Source organism: Arthrobacter sp. 01T425 (assembly GCF_056398725.1).
The window spans coordinates 248,918-266,796 of the sequence record NZ_JBFTPY010000010.1 but is presented as its reverse complement, the minus strand read 5'-3'; the positions used below and the strand labels follow the sequence as shown (position 1 = coordinate 266,796).

General features: G+C 65.7%; 19 protein-coding genes. 12 read left to right on the top strand and 7 right to left on the bottom strand.

Going from position 1 to position 17,879, the window contains the following annotated elements; all coding sequences use genetic code 11:
* The first annotated feature begins 481 nt into the window (after window positions 1-481).
* Window positions 482-787, top strand: a complete 306-nt coding sequence (locus AC1DNG_RS13225) for a DUF1905 domain-containing protein (RefSeq protein ID WP_476887546.1) — start codon at window positions 482-484, stop codon at window positions 785-787.
* Window positions 788-870: 83 nt separating this feature from the next.
* Here AC1DNG_RS13225 and AC1DNG_RS13220 read toward each other — a convergent pair whose 3' ends face one another.
* From AC1DNG_RS13220 to AC1DNG_RS13200, 5 genes are all read right to left on the bottom strand, one after another.
* On the bottom strand, window positions 871-1,338 hold the full coding sequence (locus AC1DNG_RS13220; protein ID WP_223915857.1) for a hypothetical protein: 468 nt from the start codon (window positions 1,336-1,338) through the stop codon (window positions 871-873).
* 251 nt (window positions 1,339-1,589) lie between these two features.
* Entirely contained in the window at window positions 1,590-2,069 is a 480-nt protein-coding gene (locus AC1DNG_RS13215) for a hypothetical protein (protein WP_476887545.1), read from the bottom strand.
* 247 nt (window positions 2,070-2,316) lie between these two features.
* A complete protein-coding gene (locus AC1DNG_RS13210) occupies window positions 2,317-2,658 on the bottom strand; it encodes a YciI family protein (protein ID WP_476887544.1) in 342 nt (113 codons plus the stop codon).
* Between the two features lie 124 nt (window positions 2,659-2,782).
* Window positions 2,783-3,169 (bottom strand): VOC family protein, encoded by a 387-nt coding sequence (locus tag AC1DNG_RS13205; protein ID WP_476887543.1) that lies wholly within the window; start codon window positions 3,167-3,169, stop codon window positions 2,783-2,785.
* Between the two features lie 271 nt (window positions 3,170-3,440).
* A complete protein-coding gene (locus AC1DNG_RS13200) occupies window positions 3,441-3,617 on the bottom strand; it encodes a hypothetical protein (RefSeq protein ID WP_476851686.1) in 177 nt (58 codons plus the stop codon).
* A gap of 317 nt (window positions 3,618-3,934) precedes the next feature.
* Here AC1DNG_RS13200 and AC1DNG_RS13195 point away from each other — a divergent pair, with 317 nt between their 5' ends.
* Together AC1DNG_RS13195 and AC1DNG_RS13190 are read left to right on the top strand one after the other, a co-directional pair.
* Window positions 3,935-5,770 carry an AfsR/SARP family transcriptional regulator gene (locus tag AC1DNG_RS13195; protein ID WP_476887542.1) on the top strand — a complete coding sequence of 612 codons (1,836 nt, stop codon included), beginning with the start codon at window positions 3,935-3,937 and terminating at the stop codon, window positions 5,768-5,770.
* Window positions 5,771-5,855: 85 nt separating this feature from the next.
* Window positions 5,856-6,038 (top strand): PspC domain-containing protein, encoded by a 183-nt coding sequence (locus AC1DNG_RS13190; RefSeq protein ID WP_223915840.1) that lies wholly within the window; start codon window positions 5,856-5,858, stop codon window positions 6,036-6,038.
* A gap of 199 nt (window positions 6,039-6,237) precedes the next feature.
* Here AC1DNG_RS13190 and AC1DNG_RS13185 read toward each other — a convergent pair whose 3' ends face one another.
* A complete protein-coding gene (locus AC1DNG_RS13185) occupies window positions 6,238-6,441 on the bottom strand; it encodes a cold-shock protein (protein WP_011690916.1) in 204 nt (67 codons plus the stop codon).
* A gap of 322 nt (window positions 6,442-6,763) precedes the next feature.
* On the opposite strand from AC1DNG_RS13185, the gene AC1DNG_RS13180 reads away from it, so the two are divergent.
* A complete protein-coding gene (locus AC1DNG_RS13180) occupies window positions 6,764-7,147 on the top strand; it encodes a TfoX/Sxy family protein (RefSeq protein WP_476887541.1) in 384 nt (127 codons plus the stop codon).
* 5 nt (window positions 7,148-7,152) lie between these two features.
* On the opposite strand, the gene AC1DNG_RS13175 is transcribed toward AC1DNG_RS13180, so the two are convergent.
* The gene (locus AC1DNG_RS13175) at window positions 7,153-7,890 is read right to left on the bottom strand and encodes a hypothetical protein (protein ID WP_476887540.1); all 738 of its coding nucleotides are present in this window, start codon (window positions 7,888-7,890) and stop codon (window positions 7,153-7,155) included.
* Between the two features lie 227 nt (window positions 7,891-8,117).
* Between AC1DNG_RS13175 and AC1DNG_RS13170 the strand changes: the two genes are divergently transcribed.
* The 8 genes from AC1DNG_RS13170 (at window position 8,118) to AC1DNG_RS13135 (ending at window position 17,855) form a co-directional block, all read left to right on the top strand.
* Entirely contained in the window at window positions 8,118-8,696 is a 579-nt protein-coding gene (locus tag AC1DNG_RS13170) for an HNH endonuclease (RefSeq protein ID WP_476887539.1), read from the top strand.
* A gap of 113 nt (window positions 8,697-8,809) precedes the next feature.
* Complete coding sequence (locus AC1DNG_RS13165; RefSeq protein WP_476887538.1) at window positions 8,810-10,273, top strand: DUF3375 domain-containing protein; 1,464 nt, start codon at window positions 8,810-8,812, stop codon at window positions 10,271-10,273.
* On the top strand, window positions 10,270-10,923 hold the full coding sequence (locus AC1DNG_RS13160; protein ID WP_476887537.1) for a DUF4194 domain-containing protein: 654 nt from the start codon (window positions 10,270-10,272) through the stop codon (window positions 10,921-10,923). Before AC1DNG_RS13165 ends, AC1DNG_RS13160 begins: the two co-directional genes overlap by 4 nt.
* Complete coding sequence (locus tag AC1DNG_RS13155) at window positions 10,920-14,327, top strand: ATP-binding protein (protein ID WP_476887536.1); 3,408 nt, start codon at window positions 10,920-10,922, stop codon at window positions 14,325-14,327. The genes AC1DNG_RS13160 and AC1DNG_RS13155 overlap by 4 nt, the downstream gene beginning before the upstream one ends.
* Window positions 14,317-15,573: a Wadjet anti-phage system protein JetD domain-containing protein gene (locus tag AC1DNG_RS13150; RefSeq protein WP_476887535.1), complete on the top strand. Its 1,257-nt coding sequence runs from the start codon at window positions 14,317-14,319 to the stop codon at window positions 15,571-15,573. Before AC1DNG_RS13155 ends, AC1DNG_RS13150 begins: the two co-directional genes overlap by 11 nt.
* A 694-nt stretch (window positions 15,574-16,267) precedes the next feature.
* On the top strand, window positions 16,268-17,005 hold the full coding sequence (locus AC1DNG_RS13145; RefSeq protein WP_476887534.1) for a GIY-YIG nuclease family protein: 738 nt from the start codon (window positions 16,268-16,270) through the stop codon (window positions 17,003-17,005).
* A 281-nt stretch (window positions 17,006-17,286) separates the two neighbouring features.
* Window positions 17,287-17,688 carry a hypothetical protein gene (locus AC1DNG_RS13140; RefSeq protein WP_476887533.1) on the top strand — a complete coding sequence of 134 codons (402 nt, stop codon included), beginning with the start codon at window positions 17,287-17,289 and terminating at the stop codon, window positions 17,686-17,688.
* Entirely contained in the window at window positions 17,655-17,855 is a 201-nt protein-coding gene (locus AC1DNG_RS13135; protein WP_476887532.1) for a DUF3375 family protein, read from the top strand. Before AC1DNG_RS13140 ends, AC1DNG_RS13135 begins: the two co-directional genes overlap by 34 nt.
* Window positions 17,856-17,879: the final 24 nt, after the last annotated feature.

Below are 17,879 nucleotides of genomic sequence, written 5' to 3'. Positions count from 1 at the left end.
AACCAATTCAATACAATAAATTGGTATCAACAAACTTGGCACACTATTGAGTTCTCAAACAACAGACACACCCGGCACCACCACAACCAACAAACAGTCGCGGATCGCTCCGGAGCAACTTTTCAAACTTACCCGAGTCCGGAAGTCTTTGCAAATTCGCATTTCTGCGATTTGCATTCATCCAAGAAGGTCCCCGCCGTTATTTAGCGCGCAAATTTGCGAACCATTTTCAGGCTGTTTAGAAGGGGGTCGGTCGCTTTCTTTCCGCATCAGCGGCGGCGACTCGAATTACTTTACACGCCGGGAGGACCCTGCACAAATCGGCCCCCTGAGGGGGTCCCATGGCGTCACATTCCCCGGAACCATGCGGATTCCGGCCCGCCGCAGCCGCCCCCAAAGGCCAGCCGGCCGGCGTCGGGCTTTATGGAGTGGGTCACACGCGCACATCACGGGACTCCGCTCCCGGTGCCATACTCAGAGCGTGACGACGTCGTACACGTTCCGTGCCGAGCTGTGGCACTACCCCGAGCAGGCCGGCTGGCACTTCATTACCTTGCCGCCAGATCTGGCGGAGCAGCTCAAGGACCAGGCCGCTCCGTTCCGGAGGGGCTTCGGTTCGGTGAAGGTGAAGGCATGCATCGCCGGGCAGCGGTGGTCGACGTCGCTCTTCCCGGACAGCAGGACCAACTCGTACCTCCTCCCCGTCAAGAAGGCCATCAGAACCGCAGCCGGCATCCACGCCGGCGATGAGGTGGACGTGGAAGTCGAGCTGATTCTTGAGGGCTGACAACAAGGCCTGGATTGCAGGGGTAACTGCAGAGCGACCCGAACGCTTCTGCTCTCTGCTGCGCCGCTGCTTGAAAGAACAGTTCACCCCGCCGGAGACGCCTCCACGAAGGCCACCTGCGTGGCGTATTGCTGATACAGCTTGACGGCCTCGTCGATCTCGATGTGGCCGAAGTTCAGCGCGACCTGCAGCCCCTCCAGCTGGGCGCTGGCGGTCTCGGCCGCGCTCACACGGTCCGCCACGGAACGGGACGTGGCAAAGTTCGTGGCCAGCGCCGCGGCAACGGAGCAGATCACCGCCAGCAGACACAGCCCGCGCCACACAATCGAGTCGTCCGCCAGGTTGAAGATGTTCGCCACCGCTTCGGTGAACCCCGTGCCACCGGCGGCGGGGCCGACCGTGAACGCGGCGGCCAGCGCACTGCCCACGATGCTGATGCCGGCCAGCCGGGAGCGCCGTGGTCGTTCCCTGCCGAGGTAGGACTGAAGGTCCCGTTGCTTCTGGTCGATGCGGTTGGACAGCCTTTGCCGCGTATCGGATGTTTCGTCCATGATCTGGTCCCCGGTTCCCTCGCCGATCGTGTCCGCACGCCTGGAAAGTGGGACTGCCAGCGGTCCACCGGTTCCGCAGGATTCCCCAGCCGGGACGGGATCTCCCCGCCCCGTGGCCGCTCTCCTCCCGAAACGCGCACACGTTTAGGATGCTCCCGCGCCACTGCGGGTGTCTAGACACTTGATCGACGACGTCGGCGTTCCCCGCCGGTCCGGGGCGGGGAACGGTGCCCCGAGGTCTCCCGCCGCCGCTATTCGTTCGCCGGCGCCTTCACGTCAGCTCCCGCGTGCACGGCGGTCTCGGTGGGAGGCCGCCAGATGGGCGTGCCGTCGAGTGAGAGGTCAGCCGGTGGAGCAGTCACATGGGCCGTGATCCCCTGGGACCGGAGTTCGGCCTCCAGTATGAGCAGCATCCTCTCCGCCATGCCTATCGAGAGTTCGCCTTTGGTGTCAGTCCAAATCATGGGGCCAAGTTCGGTCAGATAGACATCGGAGACGTAGTTTGGCGTGTACTGGGGGTAGTCGCCAGTCATTTCGGCGGGGCTCAGTTCCTTGCCGTTCTGGTCCACCGACATAAAGCGCCCTGCCGCGGCATACAACGCCGCGGCGGCCTTGTCCTGGTTGTCGGTCTCGACAAGGAACGCGGGTGACGTTTCCCATCCGTCACCTAGTCCTTCCTCGTACCTCTCGCCCTGCTGGTCGAAGATGTCAGGTGCCACGGTTACGCTCACCGCGCTGCTTCCCTTCACGTTGCCGTCGTGGGCGATGGACGGGCTCGGCTGAGGACTCGGGGTTGAGGGTGCCGCACGCACGGTGGGCGAAGTGAAGGTTAGACCGGGCTGGGTGGATCCAGAGCATCCGGCCAAGGCCAGCCCGAAAGCCACCACTACCGCCCCACAAAGATGTCGTCTTGACACGTGCCCTCCCCCGGCGCCCACCAGCCGAGGTCAGTGTAAGCCACGCCCGCCGCGCAGTCACCTAGCTGGCGGGGTCGTACTGGAAAGCGCGCACCTCCTGCGCGCAACGGCAGGCGGCCGCGATCTTTGCGGCCCACTCCAAGGCAGCATCGTAGGAGGGCAGCTCCAGCACCGAGTAGCCGCCTTCGAGCTGCGTCGTCTGCGGGTAAGTGCCCTCGCTCACGGTCCCATCGCCATCCACCATGACGGGCGGGATGGTCTCATCGATGCCGCCGCCGAACACCCAGACGCCGGCGTCCTTCGCCTCCTGGACGACCGCGTGCGACGCATCCGAAACAGCCTGCAGCTCTTCGTCAGGGAAGACCATGGCGGCACTCGGAAACGAGATCAGATACTTCGTCATTCGCGTCGACTCCTTGTTTGCAGCACGGTTTGCAGCTCGGTGGACCGCATACATCCTCGCCGATGCCATCGTGCCGCGCAACGGTCTCGGCGGCCCCGGTGGCCGTGACGGCGAACCTGGGACGTCAAACAGCACCCGATCCGTACGGGCGCGTGATTGCTTCAAGGAAATGCCCGTCAGGATCCGCGAAGTAGACGCCGCGTCCGCCGTCGTTGTGGTTGATCTGCTGTGGGCGGGACCGTCCCGGGTCCGCCCAATAGGGGATGCCCTCGGCCTGGATCCTTGCGAAGATACCGTCGAAGTCCTCCTCGCTGACCAGGAAGGCGTAGTGCTGCGGGGCGATGGGCCGGTCCGCTGTGGCGAAATCGAGGGCCACCCCGTGGTCAAGGGGCACGGTCATGAAGGACCACATGGCTTGGGGTTCCGGCAGTCCGAGCACGTTGGCCAGGAACTTCGCCGACCGACGCATATCCGTTGCGTAGACGATGGTGTGGTTGAAAGCGACCGTCATGGCGACCTCCTCCGGTGTGTTTGTCTGAGACCATCTGACATCCGGCACTCTTCAGATTTCAAGAGCACCATCAACGTCCCTGGAACCCTCATGGCATGCGATTCAATCCCACCTAAAGCCCACTTGAGCGACACCCGGCGATCACAGAACGCCGCAACCAAGCGCTGAACTCCACAAAGGCACCGCACGACGTCGGGCCTGACCCCCGCCTCCCATGCTGGAGGTGGGGGTCAGGCCCGTGCGGTTACTGGCGTGTGGTTACCGGATTCAGTCAGCCCTGCAGGGACCGCAGGGATGCGTACGGTTCGCTGGGCAGGTTGCCTGCCATCCAGGGGCGGGTGGACCGGATGGGAGGGGTGTGGCCCCGGCCGTCGCGGACGACCGCGACTATGGTGGCGACGGCTGCGAAGACCAGGAGTCCGGCGAGCAGGATAGCGGCAAATTCCATGTGAAGAGCACCTCGGGCGAGTGATGGAGCTGGTTGTTGGGGCTGATGATGGATCAGGTTTGTTGGGCCGGAATCCCGGGCGGTCGGTGCGGCTTTAGTTTGCGGCTGGGGTTCAGGTTTCCGGTCCTTTTGTGGGGACATGTCCAGTTTCCGCACCCACCGTGTGAGCCACCGTGTGAGCATTTTCCGCTGTGGTTTCCGCCCGCTTCCGGCTCCCTTCGGCTCCGATCATGCGCCGGCCAGGCGCCGTCGCTCTCCCGCCGCACGCTCACCGTCTGCCCCTCCCGCTCCCCCACCAGCGGCGTAGCATGACTCATATGGCCGAGACTTGGATTCGGCTCCTCGGTCCGCCCAGGATCGAGTCCGCTGGCACCGCACCCCGGCAGCCCCGGGGCCGCAAGGCGTGGGCTGTGCTGGCCTACCTCGCGCTGCAACCGGGCGGCACCGGCCGGGCCCGGACGGCGGCCCTCCTGTTCCCCGACGCCGAGGACCCGCTCGGCGCCCTGCGCTGGAACCTTTCGGAGCTGCGCCGGACCCTCGGCGCGGATTCGGTGGGCGGCGACCCGCTGCGGCTGGTGTTGCCGGCCGGCTGGAACTGCGATGTGCTGGCGGCCCTGCAGCCAGCCGGCGACGCCGATCCGCGGACCTTCGACGGCGACCTCCTGGAGGGTCTCACCTTCGAAGAATGCCCGGCGTTCGAGTCCTGGCTGGAGGACCAGCGGCACCGGCTCGAGAACGCTGTCCTGACGCTGCTCTACGAGGCCTCGCTCGCCGCGCTGGCGGCCGGAAAAGCGGACGACGCCGTCGACCTCGCCACCCGCGCACTGCACCTGGACCCCTTCAACGCCGACTGCCACGCCGTGCTGATCAAGGCCCTGCTCGCCCTGGGTGACTACCGGCGGGCGCGGGAGCAGGCCGACAAGTGCCGCGAGCTCTACCGGCGGGAGCTTGGGCTCGGTGTGCCCGCGGAGGTGCGCCGGGCGCTGGCAGACGCGCCGCCCGCGGCAGAGCCCGGGCTGCCGGCCAGTTCGTCCGCCGTGCGGTCCTACCTCGACGCCGCCGAGGCCTCGCTCTCGGCAGGCTCCGTGGACCGCGGGCTGGAGCAGTTGCGCCTCGCGGCCGAGATCGCGCAACGGACCGGCGACCACCATCTGCTCGCCGAATCCCTGGTCACCTTGTCCGGGGCGCTGATCCATCAGGCCGGCGGCCGCGGCGCCGAGGTGGCCGATCTCCTGCACCGGGCCCTGAAATCCGAGGGACTGGACCCGGAGTCGCTGGCGGTGGAGGGACGGAACCCCGGGCGGCCGGCATCGCGGGTGGCGGCGGCCGCGTACCGGGAGCTGGGGTACCTGTCCGTGCAGCGGGGCATTCCGGACCGTGCGGCCGGCTGGCTGGAGCAGGCGGCCCGGGCGGCGGACGGGTTCGACGACGAACGCTCCAGGATCCTGGCCATCCAGGGCATGGCGGCTTCGGACACCGCGCACTACGGTGAGGCGCTGGCGGCTTTGGCCGAATCGAGCCGGCTCGCCACCGCCGTTGGCGGCCGCCGCCTACTGGCGTTCAGTACGGCCCTGACCGGACGGGTGCATCTGCTGCGCGGGGATCTGGAACTGGCTGCTGAATGCCTGGACCGGGCCCAGGAACTGATCGCTGCCGAACACTGGACGGCATTCGAACCCTTTGTCGCCGGGCTCCGCGGCGAGACCTTCCTCGCCGCCGGCCGGCTGGAGGACGCCGCTCCCCTGATCGACCGCTCGTGGGTAATGGCCGACGTCGCCGGCGACCACTGCTACCTGACCCTGGCCGCGGGTGCCAAGGCCCGGCTCAGCATGGCGCTGAACGATCAGGCGTCGGCCGAGTCGTGGCTGAAGCGGGGGCTCGACACCACGCCCTGGTATCTCTGGTACCGGGCGCGGCTGCTGGACACCGCCGCCGAGGTCGCGATCGACGCCGGTTCCCCCGCAGCCGGGGACTACGCCGACCGGCTGGGCATCATGGCCAGCCGCGGCGCACTGCGCGAACTGGTGGTCCGGGCGCACTCGCACCGGGCCGTCCTCGGCGATGCTGCCGCAGCGGAGACCATCCCGTGGCTGGCCAAGGACATCGACAACCCGGCATTGAACACGTACCTAGCGCGGCGGGGCCAGCTCTGATCAGCTGCGGCGCCTGCTGTTGTACTGGGCGGCAGGGGCGAAAGACACTGCTGACTCGACGGGCGCCTGGTGCTACGGTAGCGAAATGTCAGCAACTTTGGTTCGCCCCAGACGCGGCAAAATCTTCGCAGGCGTGTGCGCCGCCTTGGCCGACCGTTTCGAAGTCCCCCGGGCATTTGTCCGGCTCGGGTTTATGTTCTTCGGCCTGTTCGGCGTGGGCGAGTTCGTCTACATCGCGTTGTGGATCCTCATCCCCCGGGACGACTAGCCGCAGACTTGTGGTGCGGGACCCGGCGCAGGGAGCTGGCCGGCATGAGGACCGCGACGGCGCCGTGGGCGGACGACGTCGGTGCCGCGCCGCCGTCGTCATCCCTGTTTTGGAGGCACAGGTGGGTTAAACAAAAGCAGGGCCCGTCCGAAGACGGGCCCTGCTCGAAACCTAACGGTCCCGGGTATCTAAAAGGAAATTAGATAGCCTGGATGTTGGTGGCCTGGGGACCCTTGGGGCCCTGCTCGGTTTCGAAGGAGACCTTCTGGTTCTCTTCGAGGGAGCGGAAGCCGGAGGAGTTGATCGCAGAGTAGTGTGCGAAAACGTCCTGTGAGGAGTCATCGGGGGAAATGAAGCCGAAGCCCTTTTCAGCGTTAAACCATTTGACGGTACCAGTAGCCATTATTTTTGTCCTTCGTGAAGGTGGAGGAACTGTCCCGACTTTCGGGTCCTCCTGTTTGGGGTGCTCAAAACCGCTGCTTCAGAAGAACAAGGTCTTGCAACCTTGCGTACTGCCTGAACTACGAACTGCATAAACACAACAACAGAATCAACTGTACAGGAGATTCCGGACGCCATTTACCACGGCCCCGTCGAGCCACCCTCCGCGGCAACCCGTCCGGCACCGCGCCAACCGACTGCGCGCCCCGCCTGTCCCGTGCCCGGCCGCGGGCATATCCTGCAGGAAGACCAGGCCGCGACCGTCAGTTACCGGAGGAACCCCCATGGAAATGCCGAAAGCGTCCGACGCCGACAAGGAACACTTCCGCTCGGTGCTCCCGGACCATCCCGACGTGGTCATCAAGCCAATGTTCGGAAACCTGGGGGCGTTCGTGCACGGCAACATGTTCGCCGGCCTGTTCGGCCCCACCATCGGCGTGAAGCTGGCCGAGGCGGACAAGGAGCTGCTCGAAAGCACCGAACGGACCGTCCCGTTCGGGCCCGCGGAACGTCCGATGGGCGGCTATACCGGGCTGCCGGAAGTCTGGAACGCCGAGGGCGACGGCGACGAGGCGCGGGCCAGGGCCTGGGTGGAGAAAGCCTTCGAGCACGTGGCCGGACTGCCGCCCAAGGAGCCGAAGGCTTCTAAGCCCCGGCCCAAAAAGTAGAAAGACTAGGGCAGGACAACGTTCACGAGTTCTGACCGGCTGCCCGTCTCCAGGTCCTCTGTTAGGGCCAGCGCACCGATCTGGGGGCAGTGGTACTTATACTCCCGGGAGTTCTTTTCAAGCGGCGTCCAGTCGTAGACCTTGACGCAGTCGGTGTACGTGCCTGACTTGGTGGAGACGGTCTCTCCGGTAGCGACGGTGTCCCGCATGTCTTCCGCGTGACCAACGTAAAATTCCTGCCGGTAAGAGTCGCCAGGGCGCTGCTCGGCCTTCATCCAGATGCCGGCTTTTGCGCCGTCTTTTCCATGGAGGAAGCTGCCCGAGTGGTTCACCAAGATCCCATTCAGGTAGTTGTTTACGTCCTCGCCGAAGTACCAGACGTCGCCGTTTTTGTGTTGCGCCAGGTAATCCCGGGTTTCCTCTACCAGCTGCCCGTTCTTGTACTCCTTGTCCAGATATACCACCGTCTCAACACCCTCTATGGTCATCGTCTCCGGCAGGATTTCGATCTCGATTCTCTCGGTGACTCGTCCTTGCTCGGCGGTCTCGTACGTCAGTTTTTTGCCGACAGGGAGGGCGAAGTATTTATTGGTGATTTCGGTGGTGAAATCTGCTGGGTTGATCTGCGGGTTGTACGCCGCGGCCCTGCTCCTTTTTGTGTTGTCGAAGGCAAATAATGTCACCCCGCCAACCACCAGCAACAGGACGATCACCCCAAAGAAGATTTTGGTTCGTCGATTCATGACCGTTCCCACACCTTCTGAGTAGAAATTCCTATAGGGGGTCAGAGCACCGTTGCTTTGCCCATGGCCATATAAAAAGGTAGCGGTCCGCACTGAACCAGAACACCCTTGACGAACACCACGCTTGGAGAGGCACCGCCTCCCCGTACTGCCAGCGAAGGTACGATCTGTCTCAGCGAGCGGGACACCGCCCGTCATTTTGCCGGAGTCTTTATGGGGGAGACCAAATGCTTGAATTGAAACGCATCTACTGGACGCGCCAATTACTCCGGTTGGCCATGGCCGCTTTGACGGTGTGGATCTTCGCCGGAGCCATCCTGTCGCTCGTGGCGCGTTCCGGGAACGCAACTGCGGTACGACCACCCAAGACCGTCACAGCCATTTTTACAGGGATGTTCGACGGCGTGCTGGCGGCCGTCGCGCTTCCTGGTTTACTCGCCGTCGTCCTGACCATGACCGTCGCCATCATCCGCGGCCGGGACGTCCGGCGCCGCGACCCGGTCCGGCGTTTCAGCCGCCAGCAGCGCCGCGAAGGCATGTCGCGGGCAGAGGGCCAGTGCGAGATGGAGGCGGGCTTCCGCCGCCGTTGTTCCCGTCCTGCGGAACACGGTGACCATTTCTACCCGTGGTCCAAGGGCGGATCCACCAGCCTGCGGAACTTCGTCGCCGCGTGCAGCAGGTGCAACCGCGTGAAAGGCGCCCACATCCCGTCGCCAGGCCAGCAGGAAAGACTGGAACGACGGCGGCGGACGTACGTAACGCTTGAGGATGCGGTCGCCGTCGGCGAACGGCAGCCGCTCCCCTAGCGGCATCCTGCCGTCTTCCGCCATCTGCCGGCACACGTTGCGGGTCATGCGCGGACTCTTCCTCCACAGAAAATGTCCGCAGCGACCTCTAGAGTGAACACAGGACGTGAGGCGTGCAACACCACGAGGACCGGATGGACTACTACGCAATCAACGCCCTGCGTGAAAACCATGCAGGCTGGTCCCTGCTGCGCGCACAGAACGCGCCGCTCGCCGTCGCTTTTTTCATGGCCGCCTTCACCGGCCCCAACCAGCGCAACCTTGGACGCCAGCAACTCATCGATAGCTTGGACGATGTGCTGTTCGGCCTGTGGGATGCCTACGGCGAAGACAAGTTTCCGCGCCAGGCCTCGGAATACCTAGACGACTGGGCCGCCCCCGAAAGGGCCTGGCTGCGGAAGTACTACATCCAGGGCCAGGATGAGCCCCGCTACGATCTCACCCCGGCCGCGGAGGACGTTGTCCGCTGGGTGGAGGGCCTGAGCGGACGCGACTTCGTGGCCACCCAGTCCCGGCTCACCAGCATCTTTGCCGTTCTGGAGCGGCTGGTCCAGCAGTCGGAGACCGATCCCGACGTACGACTCGCCGAACTCCAGCGGCAGCGCGACGGGATCGACGCCGAGATGCAGCGGATCCGGGACGGCAACATACGCGTCATGACAGGCCCGGAAGCGCTGGACCATTTCCAGCAGTTGACCGCCCTGGCCAAGGACCTCCTCTCGGATTTCCGCGAGGTCGAACAGAACTTCCGAAAACTGGACCGCCAGGTCCGCGAGCAGATCGCCACCTGGGACGGCACCCAGGGCGAGCTCCTGGAATCGATCTTCGCCAACCAGCAGGACATCAGCAGCTCCCTGCAAGGGCGTACTTTCCAGGGTTTCTGGGACTACCTCATGTCCCCGGAATCCCGAAGAAAACTGCAGGAACTCCTCCAGCGCGCCACCCAGATCGAGGCCCTTGCCCACGCGGACAACCTCCACGCCGTGGCGAACCTGCACCAGGACTGGCTGCCCGCCGTCGAACAGACCCAGGGCACCGTCCGCCAGCTGTCCCAGCAGATGCGCCGGCTGCTCGACGACAAGGTGTTCCTTGAGAACAAGCGCACCATGCAGCTCATCCGGAGCATCGAGTCCGGCGCCCTCGCCACCCGGGAGCAGCCGCCGTCGGGGGACTTCATGACCATTTCGGCCCCGTCAGTGGACATTACGCTGCCTTTCGAACGGCCGCTGTATGAGCCGAGTCGGCGGGTGATGGTGGACGACGATGTCCTCACGGCCGACGACGCAGATGTGGACGCCGGCGCCCTGTTCAGCCAATTCCACGTGGACAAGGAACGCCTTCGGGCCAACGTTGACGCCGTTCTGGCCGAGGCGGATCAGGCCACCCTGGCCGACGTCACGGAAGCGTACCCCCTCTCCCAGGGCCTGGCGGAGGTGGTGGCGTACTACCAGCTGGCCACCGAATCGGACTGGGCCACCATCAACCCGGAGCAGTCCCAGCACCTGTCCTGGCAGCTGCCGGACGGCTCCATCCGCGAAGCCACCATCGAACAGATCATCTTCGGAAGGCCGGCATGAACCCCGCCACCCCACCCACTGCTGATACTGAAACCCGCACGCCGGAGCAACTTCCCGGCGTCGTCACCCGGCTCTTCAAAGGCGTGCTGTACGCGGAGAACGATGAGAAGGTGTGGCAGTCCCTTCTCGGCCTGACCTCGCACGTGCGCGACTACGTCTCCGTACTGGGCCTGGACCTTGTCCTGGACGAACCGGAGGGCTTCGCGTTCCTGCGGTCCAAGGATGATCCGGACGGCACGCTCCCCCGGCTCATCGCCCGCCGCACTCTGACCTTCCACGTCAGCCTGCTCCTGGCCCTGCTCCGCCGGCGCATGATGGAGTTCGACGTCAACAGCAGCGAGCTCCGGCTCATCATGACCGAACAGGACATCGCGGACATGGTCTCGGTGTTCCTGCCTGAATCCAGCAACGAGGCCCGAGTCCTGGACCGGCTGGGGGCTGACATCAAGAAGGTGGTGGAGCTCGGGTTCCTCCGCAAGCTGAAGGGGCAGGCGGACACGTACGAGGTGGCACGGATCCTGAAGGCGTACGTGGATGCGCAGTGGCTGGAGGAGTTCGACGCGCGGCTGGCTGACTACCGGGCGACACTCGCCGGTGAGCCGCCCGCCGCAGCGGCGCCCGCCGGGCGCGGGACCGGGGAGCACCAGTGACGGCGGAACTCACAACGGACCTGCAGGAGAGCCTGTTCAGCCTGGATGACACGGCGGAGCGCGGCGGCACTCCCCCGGGTTTCCGGCTGCACCGCCTGGAGCTGCTCAACTGGGGCACGTTCCATCAGGGGGTGCGCACGTTCCGGCTGGATGGTGCCAACAGCCTGCTCACCGGCGACATCGGCTCGGGCAAGTCCACTGTGGTGGATGCGATCACCACACTGCTTCTTCCGGCGCACAGGATCGAGTACAACAAGGCCGCGGGGGCGCAGAAGAAGGAACGCTCCCTGATGTCGTACGTCCGGGGCTTCCACAAGAGCGCCCGGAGCGCCGGCGGGGAGTACTCCAAGCCGGTGGCCCTGCGCGGTTCGGGCCAACTGACCGTGGTGCTGGGCGTCTTCCACAACGCTGTGCTGGGCAAGTGGGTCAGCCTCGGCATCACGCTGTGGGCCGCGCAGGAGGCGGGGCAGCCCAGCCGCTTCTACTCGCTCGCGGAAACGGACCAGACCATCGCTGCCGACTTCAGCAACTTCGGCCAGGACCCGCTGAAGCTGAAGAAGAAGCTCCGCGCCGCCGGGGCATCGGTCCATGATTCCTTCGAGCCTTACTCGGCCGCGTTCAAGCGCCAGTTCGGGATCAGCGGCAACCAGGCCATGGAGCTGTTCCACCGCACGGTGTCCATGAAGCAGGTGGAGAACATCACCTCGTTCGTGCGCACCAACATGCTGGAGGAGGACGACGTCGCCACCCGGATCACCAACCTGATTCACCATTTCGACGACCTGAAGAAAGCCCACGACGCCGTCCTCCGCGCCAAGGACCAGATCGCCCTGCTGACACCCATCAAGGAGGGCGCCGCGCTGCATGCCGGGCTGACCGCCGACGACGAACTGGCCCGCAAGCAGCGCGACCAGCTGCACCCCTGGTTCACGGACCGGAAGCTGCAGCTGAGCCTGGAGCACCAAGGCGAGCTGGAGCGCACGGGCGTGCGGCTGCAGGAGGACTCGGACCGGCTTACCCGTGAGATCAAGCAGCTGCGCCGGGACCTGGCCGGTGTGGAGGAGGACATCCGGACCAACGGCGGCGGGCGGCTCGCAGCGATCGACGCCGACCTGGCAGCCCTGGCCAGCAAGTCCGCCGAGCAGCGGCAGCGGTTCGAGGCCTACTCGGCCGCCGCAGCGGACCTTGGCCTGCAGGCGCCGGAGGACCGTGTCCTCTTCGACGCGAACCGGGCCAGGCTCGCCGGGGTGGAACAGGACCTGGCGGCCCGGTCGGACGCGCTGCATGAGGAGCGCACCACGCTGTCCATCCAGCAGGCAGGGCTCAAAGCCAGGTCCGAGGAGATCAAAGCCGAGCTCACCAGCCTGCAGGCCCGGCGCAACCTGATCCCGCTCCCCCAGCTGGATATCCGCCGCCGGCTGTGCGAAGGCACCGGGATTACGGACAGCGAGCTGCCGTACGCCGGCGAGCTGCTCAAGGTCCGTGACGGCGAGGCCGGGTGGGAGGGCGCCGCTGAGCGGACCCTCCACGGGTTGGCACTCTCGCTGCTGGTCCCCGCGGAGCACTACGCCGCGGTCAGCAGCTGGGTGGACACGAACAACCTTCGCGGCCGGCTGGTGTACCTGAGAATCGGCGACTCCTACACGCCCAGGGCCGCCGAGCCGGGGACGCTGGCGGCGAAGATCGCCATCAAGCACGGGACACCGTTCCGGGACTTCCTGCAGGACGAGCTCAGCAGCCGGTACGACTACTTCTGCTGCGAAAACCTGACCGACTTCCGCCGCTACCCCAAGGCGCTGACGGCCAACGGCCAGCTCAAAGGCGGCCGGGGCCGGCATGAGAAGGACGACCGCAAGGACCTGGCGGACCGGCGCAACTACGTGCTGGGCTGGGACAACCACGACAAGATCGCCGGGTTCCGCACCGAACAGGACGAGGTGCAGGGCAAGCTGAAGGTAGTGGCCGGGCAGCTGGACCGCGTCAACCAACAGCTGGGGGCGCTGGGCCGGCACAACCAGCAGCTCGGCACCGTCCGCTCCGTCGTGGAATTCGGCGAAATCAGCTGGCAGGCCACGGCCCGCAGCATCGAGGACCTGAAGATGGAGAAGCGGGCCCTGGAAACCACCAGCGACGTCCTGCAGCAGCTCATGGCCAAGCAAAAGCAGGTCACGGACGAGCTGGAGCGGCTGGAGGACAAGGCGGGCAAGCTGCGGGAGCGGCTGGGCGCCAACGAAAAGGACGCCCGGGACATCGCCGAGGCAATCGAGGAGTGCCGGGCCGTCCTGGCTGAGACGCCGGTGACGAACGACGCCGGGGTGCTGGCCGCCGTCGGACGCCTCGCCGAAGCGGCGCTCGGGGACAAGCCGCTCACTTACCGGAACACGGCCACCGTGGAAAGCGCCGTGCGGAACGGGCTGACGGACACCATCGACGCGCTGTCCAAGCGGATCGCCCGGGCAGCGGAGAGCACGGTCCGGCAGATGGCGGACTTCCGCAACAAGTACCCGAACGAAACCACCGACGTCGACGCCTCGCTGGAGGCCGCGGCGGACTACAACCGGATGCTGGAGCAGCTGGTGGGCAACGACCTGCCCCGGTTCGAGACTCAGTTCAAGGATCTGCTGAACCAGAACACCATCCGCGAGGTGGTGGCCTTCAATGCGTTCCTGGACAGCCGGCGGCAGAACATCATTGACCGGATCGGGGAGATCAACCAGTCCCTGTCGGGTATTCCCTACAACACTGCCCGGCACATCCAGCTGGAGCACCAGGCCACGTCGGATCAGGACGTGCGGGAGTTCGGCAGCGACCTGCGGGCGTGTTCGGAGGGGACCATCGGTGAGACGGACCAGTACTCCGAGCAGAAGTACCTGCAGGTGGAGCGGCTGATCGACCGGTTCCGGGGCCGCGAAGGACTGACGGACCTCGACCGGAAGTGGACGGCGAAGGTGACCGATGTGCGGAACTGGTTCACGTTCTCGGCGTCGGAGAAGTGGACGGAGACCGGCGAGGAGCACGAGCACTTCACGGATTCGGGGGGCAAGTCCGGCGGGCAGAAGGAGAAGCTGGCCTACACCATCCTGGCGGCGGCCCTGGCGTTCCAGTTCGGGCTGGGGTCCGGCAAGGGAGCGGGCAGGAATGCCGGCAGCGGCAGGAGTTTCCGGTTCGTGGTGATTGACGAGGCGTTCGGCCGGGGCTCGGACGTGTCCGCCCGGTACGGGCTGGAGCTATTCCAGCGGATGAAACTGCAGCTGCTGATCGTCACTCCCTTGCAGAAAATCCACGTGATCGAGCCGTTCGTCTCGCACGTGGGGTTCGTGGCGAACACCAACGGCGACGATTCGCAGCTGCGCAACATGACCATCCAGGAGTACCACGAGGAGAAGGAGCGGCATGCCGGCTGAGTCCTGGACAACGCTCGCTGACCTGAGGGTCCTTTCGCTCAAGGCGTGGAGCACCGGTTCGCTCCTCCGCGAGCTGCTGGAACCCACCGGACTGTACCCCCGGCGTCGTTCGTTGAAGCGTCCGACGGCGGCGGCCCTCCTCAGTGACTACGCTGCGGCCCGCGCGTGGGCCAGTGAACTGTTTGCCGCCGCTGGTCCGTTCAGCCTGGAGACCGCGGAGGTGGGCCGGAGCACCATCGGAACCAATGTGCTGCCCGCCGCTGCGGTGTTCGAGTCGGCCGGCGATGAGGTTGGGTTTGCCGGGAAAGCCAGGGACGCTTCCCGGTTCCTGGAGCTTGCCGGGCGCATGGCTGCCCTGGACCCGTCTTTTCGTCAGTGGGTGCTGCGGAAGCCGCTCAAGCTGCTGGACCTCGGGGCCGATGCGCTGACGGCCGCCCTGGTGGCGCTTTGGCTGCGGGACAATCCTGCTCCAGGGTTATACGTCCGGCAGATCAGCCTGCCCGGGGTGCACACCAAGTTCATTGAAAACCACCGGAGGGTGATCGATGAACTGGCGGAGGCCCTGCGCCCGGTGGCGCTCCCCGAAGTACCGTCCGGTGGCGAAGACCTGCCGGAAGTCCCGGCAGAACCGGATTCCTTGCTGGGGCAGTTTGCCGCGCGGACGCCTGCCGCCCGCTTCGCGGCACGGCACGGATTCGTGCATCCACCCGAGCTGGTCCGGTTCCGGATGCTGGACCCCGCTGTGCCTCTGCTTGGGGGCGCCCGGGACGTCACCGTCACAGCGGGGGCGTTCAGCTCGCTGCGGCTGCCGGTGACGCAGGTGATCGTCACCGAGAACCTGGTGAACTTCCTTGCCCTGCCGGAACGTACGGGCTCCCTGGCGATCTATGGCGGCGGCTACGGATTCTCGTCCCTGCGCGACGCCGCCTGGCTGCGTGACTGCGAAGTCCTGTACTGGGGGGACCTGGATACGCACGGTTTCCGGATCCTGGATGAGCTCAGGGCAGTCCACCCTGACGTGGTGAGCGTCCTGATGGATGAGGAGACGCTGCTGGCCCACCGCGATGGGTGGGGACAGGAGCCGTCACCGTCGAGGGCTGAGCTGACGAGGCTCACGCCCGCAGAACGTGCGCTCTACGAGGCGCTTGGCAACAATGCCTACGGTGCGGCCGTTCGCCTCGAACAGGAGCTGATCCGCTGGGACTGGGCGCTGCGGAAGTTGAACATACCGAAACCCAGTGATTGAACCAGTCAGCGGACCAAACCATTAGACGTGGCAAGTGACAGCTCAACGGTCCAAGCCCTCCCCCGCATAGGGATCGAGCGGATCCGCCCCTTCGAGGAAGTCCTGGGCGGCCCCGGGCAGCAGGTCTAATTACAGGGCGTCCAGGTGGCGCGGCAGCCGGCCTCCGCGTTCGCTGCCCCCGGGCATCGGCGTCGAACCCGGCGCAGACTGCTGGCTCTGGGAATCCGAACTGATCCGTGACGGCGAAGCCATCGCGCAACTGCAGGAGAACATCTCCGCCGGACCCGTCAGCCTAGGCAGCAGTTCCGTTGCCCAGGCGCCGTTGGGAATGGACGACTACGGCGGCGCCACCCTGCTCTCTGCGCTCAATTCCCGGTTCGGCCGGGTCCTGGGGGCGGCGAGTGCCAGATCAGCCTCAGCCCGGTGGGGCCGCGCCGAGCCAAGCTACTGGACCTGCCGGCCCCGGATCCGTTGCTCGTGCTGACGCAGTATGTCCAACACGCAAACCGGCCCTCGAGCGAGTTCTGTGACCCTTTCGCGCATCATGCGACTGCATCATGCATCAACACCCAGCGCAGCGATGGCTCTAGCGTTTCAGCAAGTCGACCAGTTCTTCTCGGTTCCTCCAACACCCCCGCATGCGCCGGGCTACCTCGACTAAAGAGGGCGCGGAGCACCTGCTAGGATCCCCCTCATGACCCCATCCGAGCTCCCGCCGCAAGTCGAAGAGGCCATCTCCGCTCTCTCGGGCGAGCGTTGGCCCGTCGCACGGGCGAAGGGCCGCGTGCGACCCGTTCCCGGCCTGTACGCCATTTATGGCGACGCCGAGGCGTGGGCCACCCTGGGACTCGACCCAGAGCCGGACTCCGCGCTCTACGTCGGCAAGAGCGAGGACGACCTTGTGAGCCGGGAAATCGACACGCACTTCGCGGCCAGCCCGACCAAGAAGCCGCGTACGGGCAGTTCGACGGTAAGGCGGTCGTTCGCCGCACTGCTGCGCGAAACGCTCGACCTGCACGCGGTTCCCCGCAACCCCGATAAGCCAAGCCACTTTTCGAACTACGGGCTCACGCCGGTTGGAGATGCCCGGCTCACGGCCTGGATGTACGAGCGCCTATCACTCGCAGTGTGGGAGCGACCGCCGTTGCTCGCGCAGGCGCTCGGAGAGGTTGAGGTCGCAGTCATCCACCGCTGGATGCCGCCGCTGAACATTATGCACAACCCCCGGCCGCTTCCTCGGCTGCGCCGGGCGCGCGAGGCGATGACCCTGGAGGCGTCAGGCTCGCAAGTCGGGGAGGCGTCCGCGGTCGTGGCCCCCGCCCCGCCAGTCTGCCCCCGCCCCCGCCGCAGGAGCACGCGGACTCACCCCGGTCGAGCTAGCACGCGAGGTCGGCAAGAGCCCCAAGACGATCCGGCAGGCACTGCGAGATAAGTACGGCAAGCTGCCGTTTGAGGGCGACCGCTGGGGCGCTCTCACACCCGAGCAGGAGGGTTACCTTCGCTCCCGCTTCCATTGATTGGAGCATTGCTGGTCCCCATTGCATTAGGGCAACGGCAGTTGCCCGATGATTGGCGCTGGCGAGTCAAGAAACGACAGCTAGGGCCCGCCGGATACCAGGCCGGGGCTTCATATCAGACCGCTGCGAGGTAACTGGTCGGGTCGAACACCAGCTGCTGGAACGGGGCCAAACGCTTGGCGGGGTGGCAGGATCGGTGGGACGCATTTTGCCTGAACACGCCGAACTTCTCGCTCGCACTGCCGAGAGTGCCGTGCTCATCGTCGGCACCGGCCAGTCCGGCGGCCAGATCGCCGAGGAACTGCTCGACGTCGGCCGCGAAATCCACCTGGCGGTGTCCACGTGCCCGGAAGCGCCGCGCGGGTACCGCGGCCAGGACCTCCTCTATTGGATGAATCAGCTTGCACAATTCGGTCTCGACTACGGACTGAACGGCCTCACCGTGGGGCAGTTGCCTTCCCCCGCGACGAGGTTCGCCTGCAACCCGCTGGTGTCCGGCGGCGGCCACGACATCTACCTGCGGGACCTCGGCCGGGGGGTAAGCGCGACGGCATCAACGCGGAAATGCAGCGAATCGCTGACGGCAACATCAGGGTGATAACCGCCCCGGAGGCCCTGGACCACTTCCAGCAGCTGACCTCCCTGGCCAAGGACCTGCTTTCGGACTTCCGCGAGGTCGAACAGAACTTCCGGAACTGGACCGCCAGGTCCGCGAACAGATCGCCATCTGGGACGGCAGCCAGGGCGATCTCCTTGAAACCATAGGGTCCGAGCTTCGCTCCGTAACGA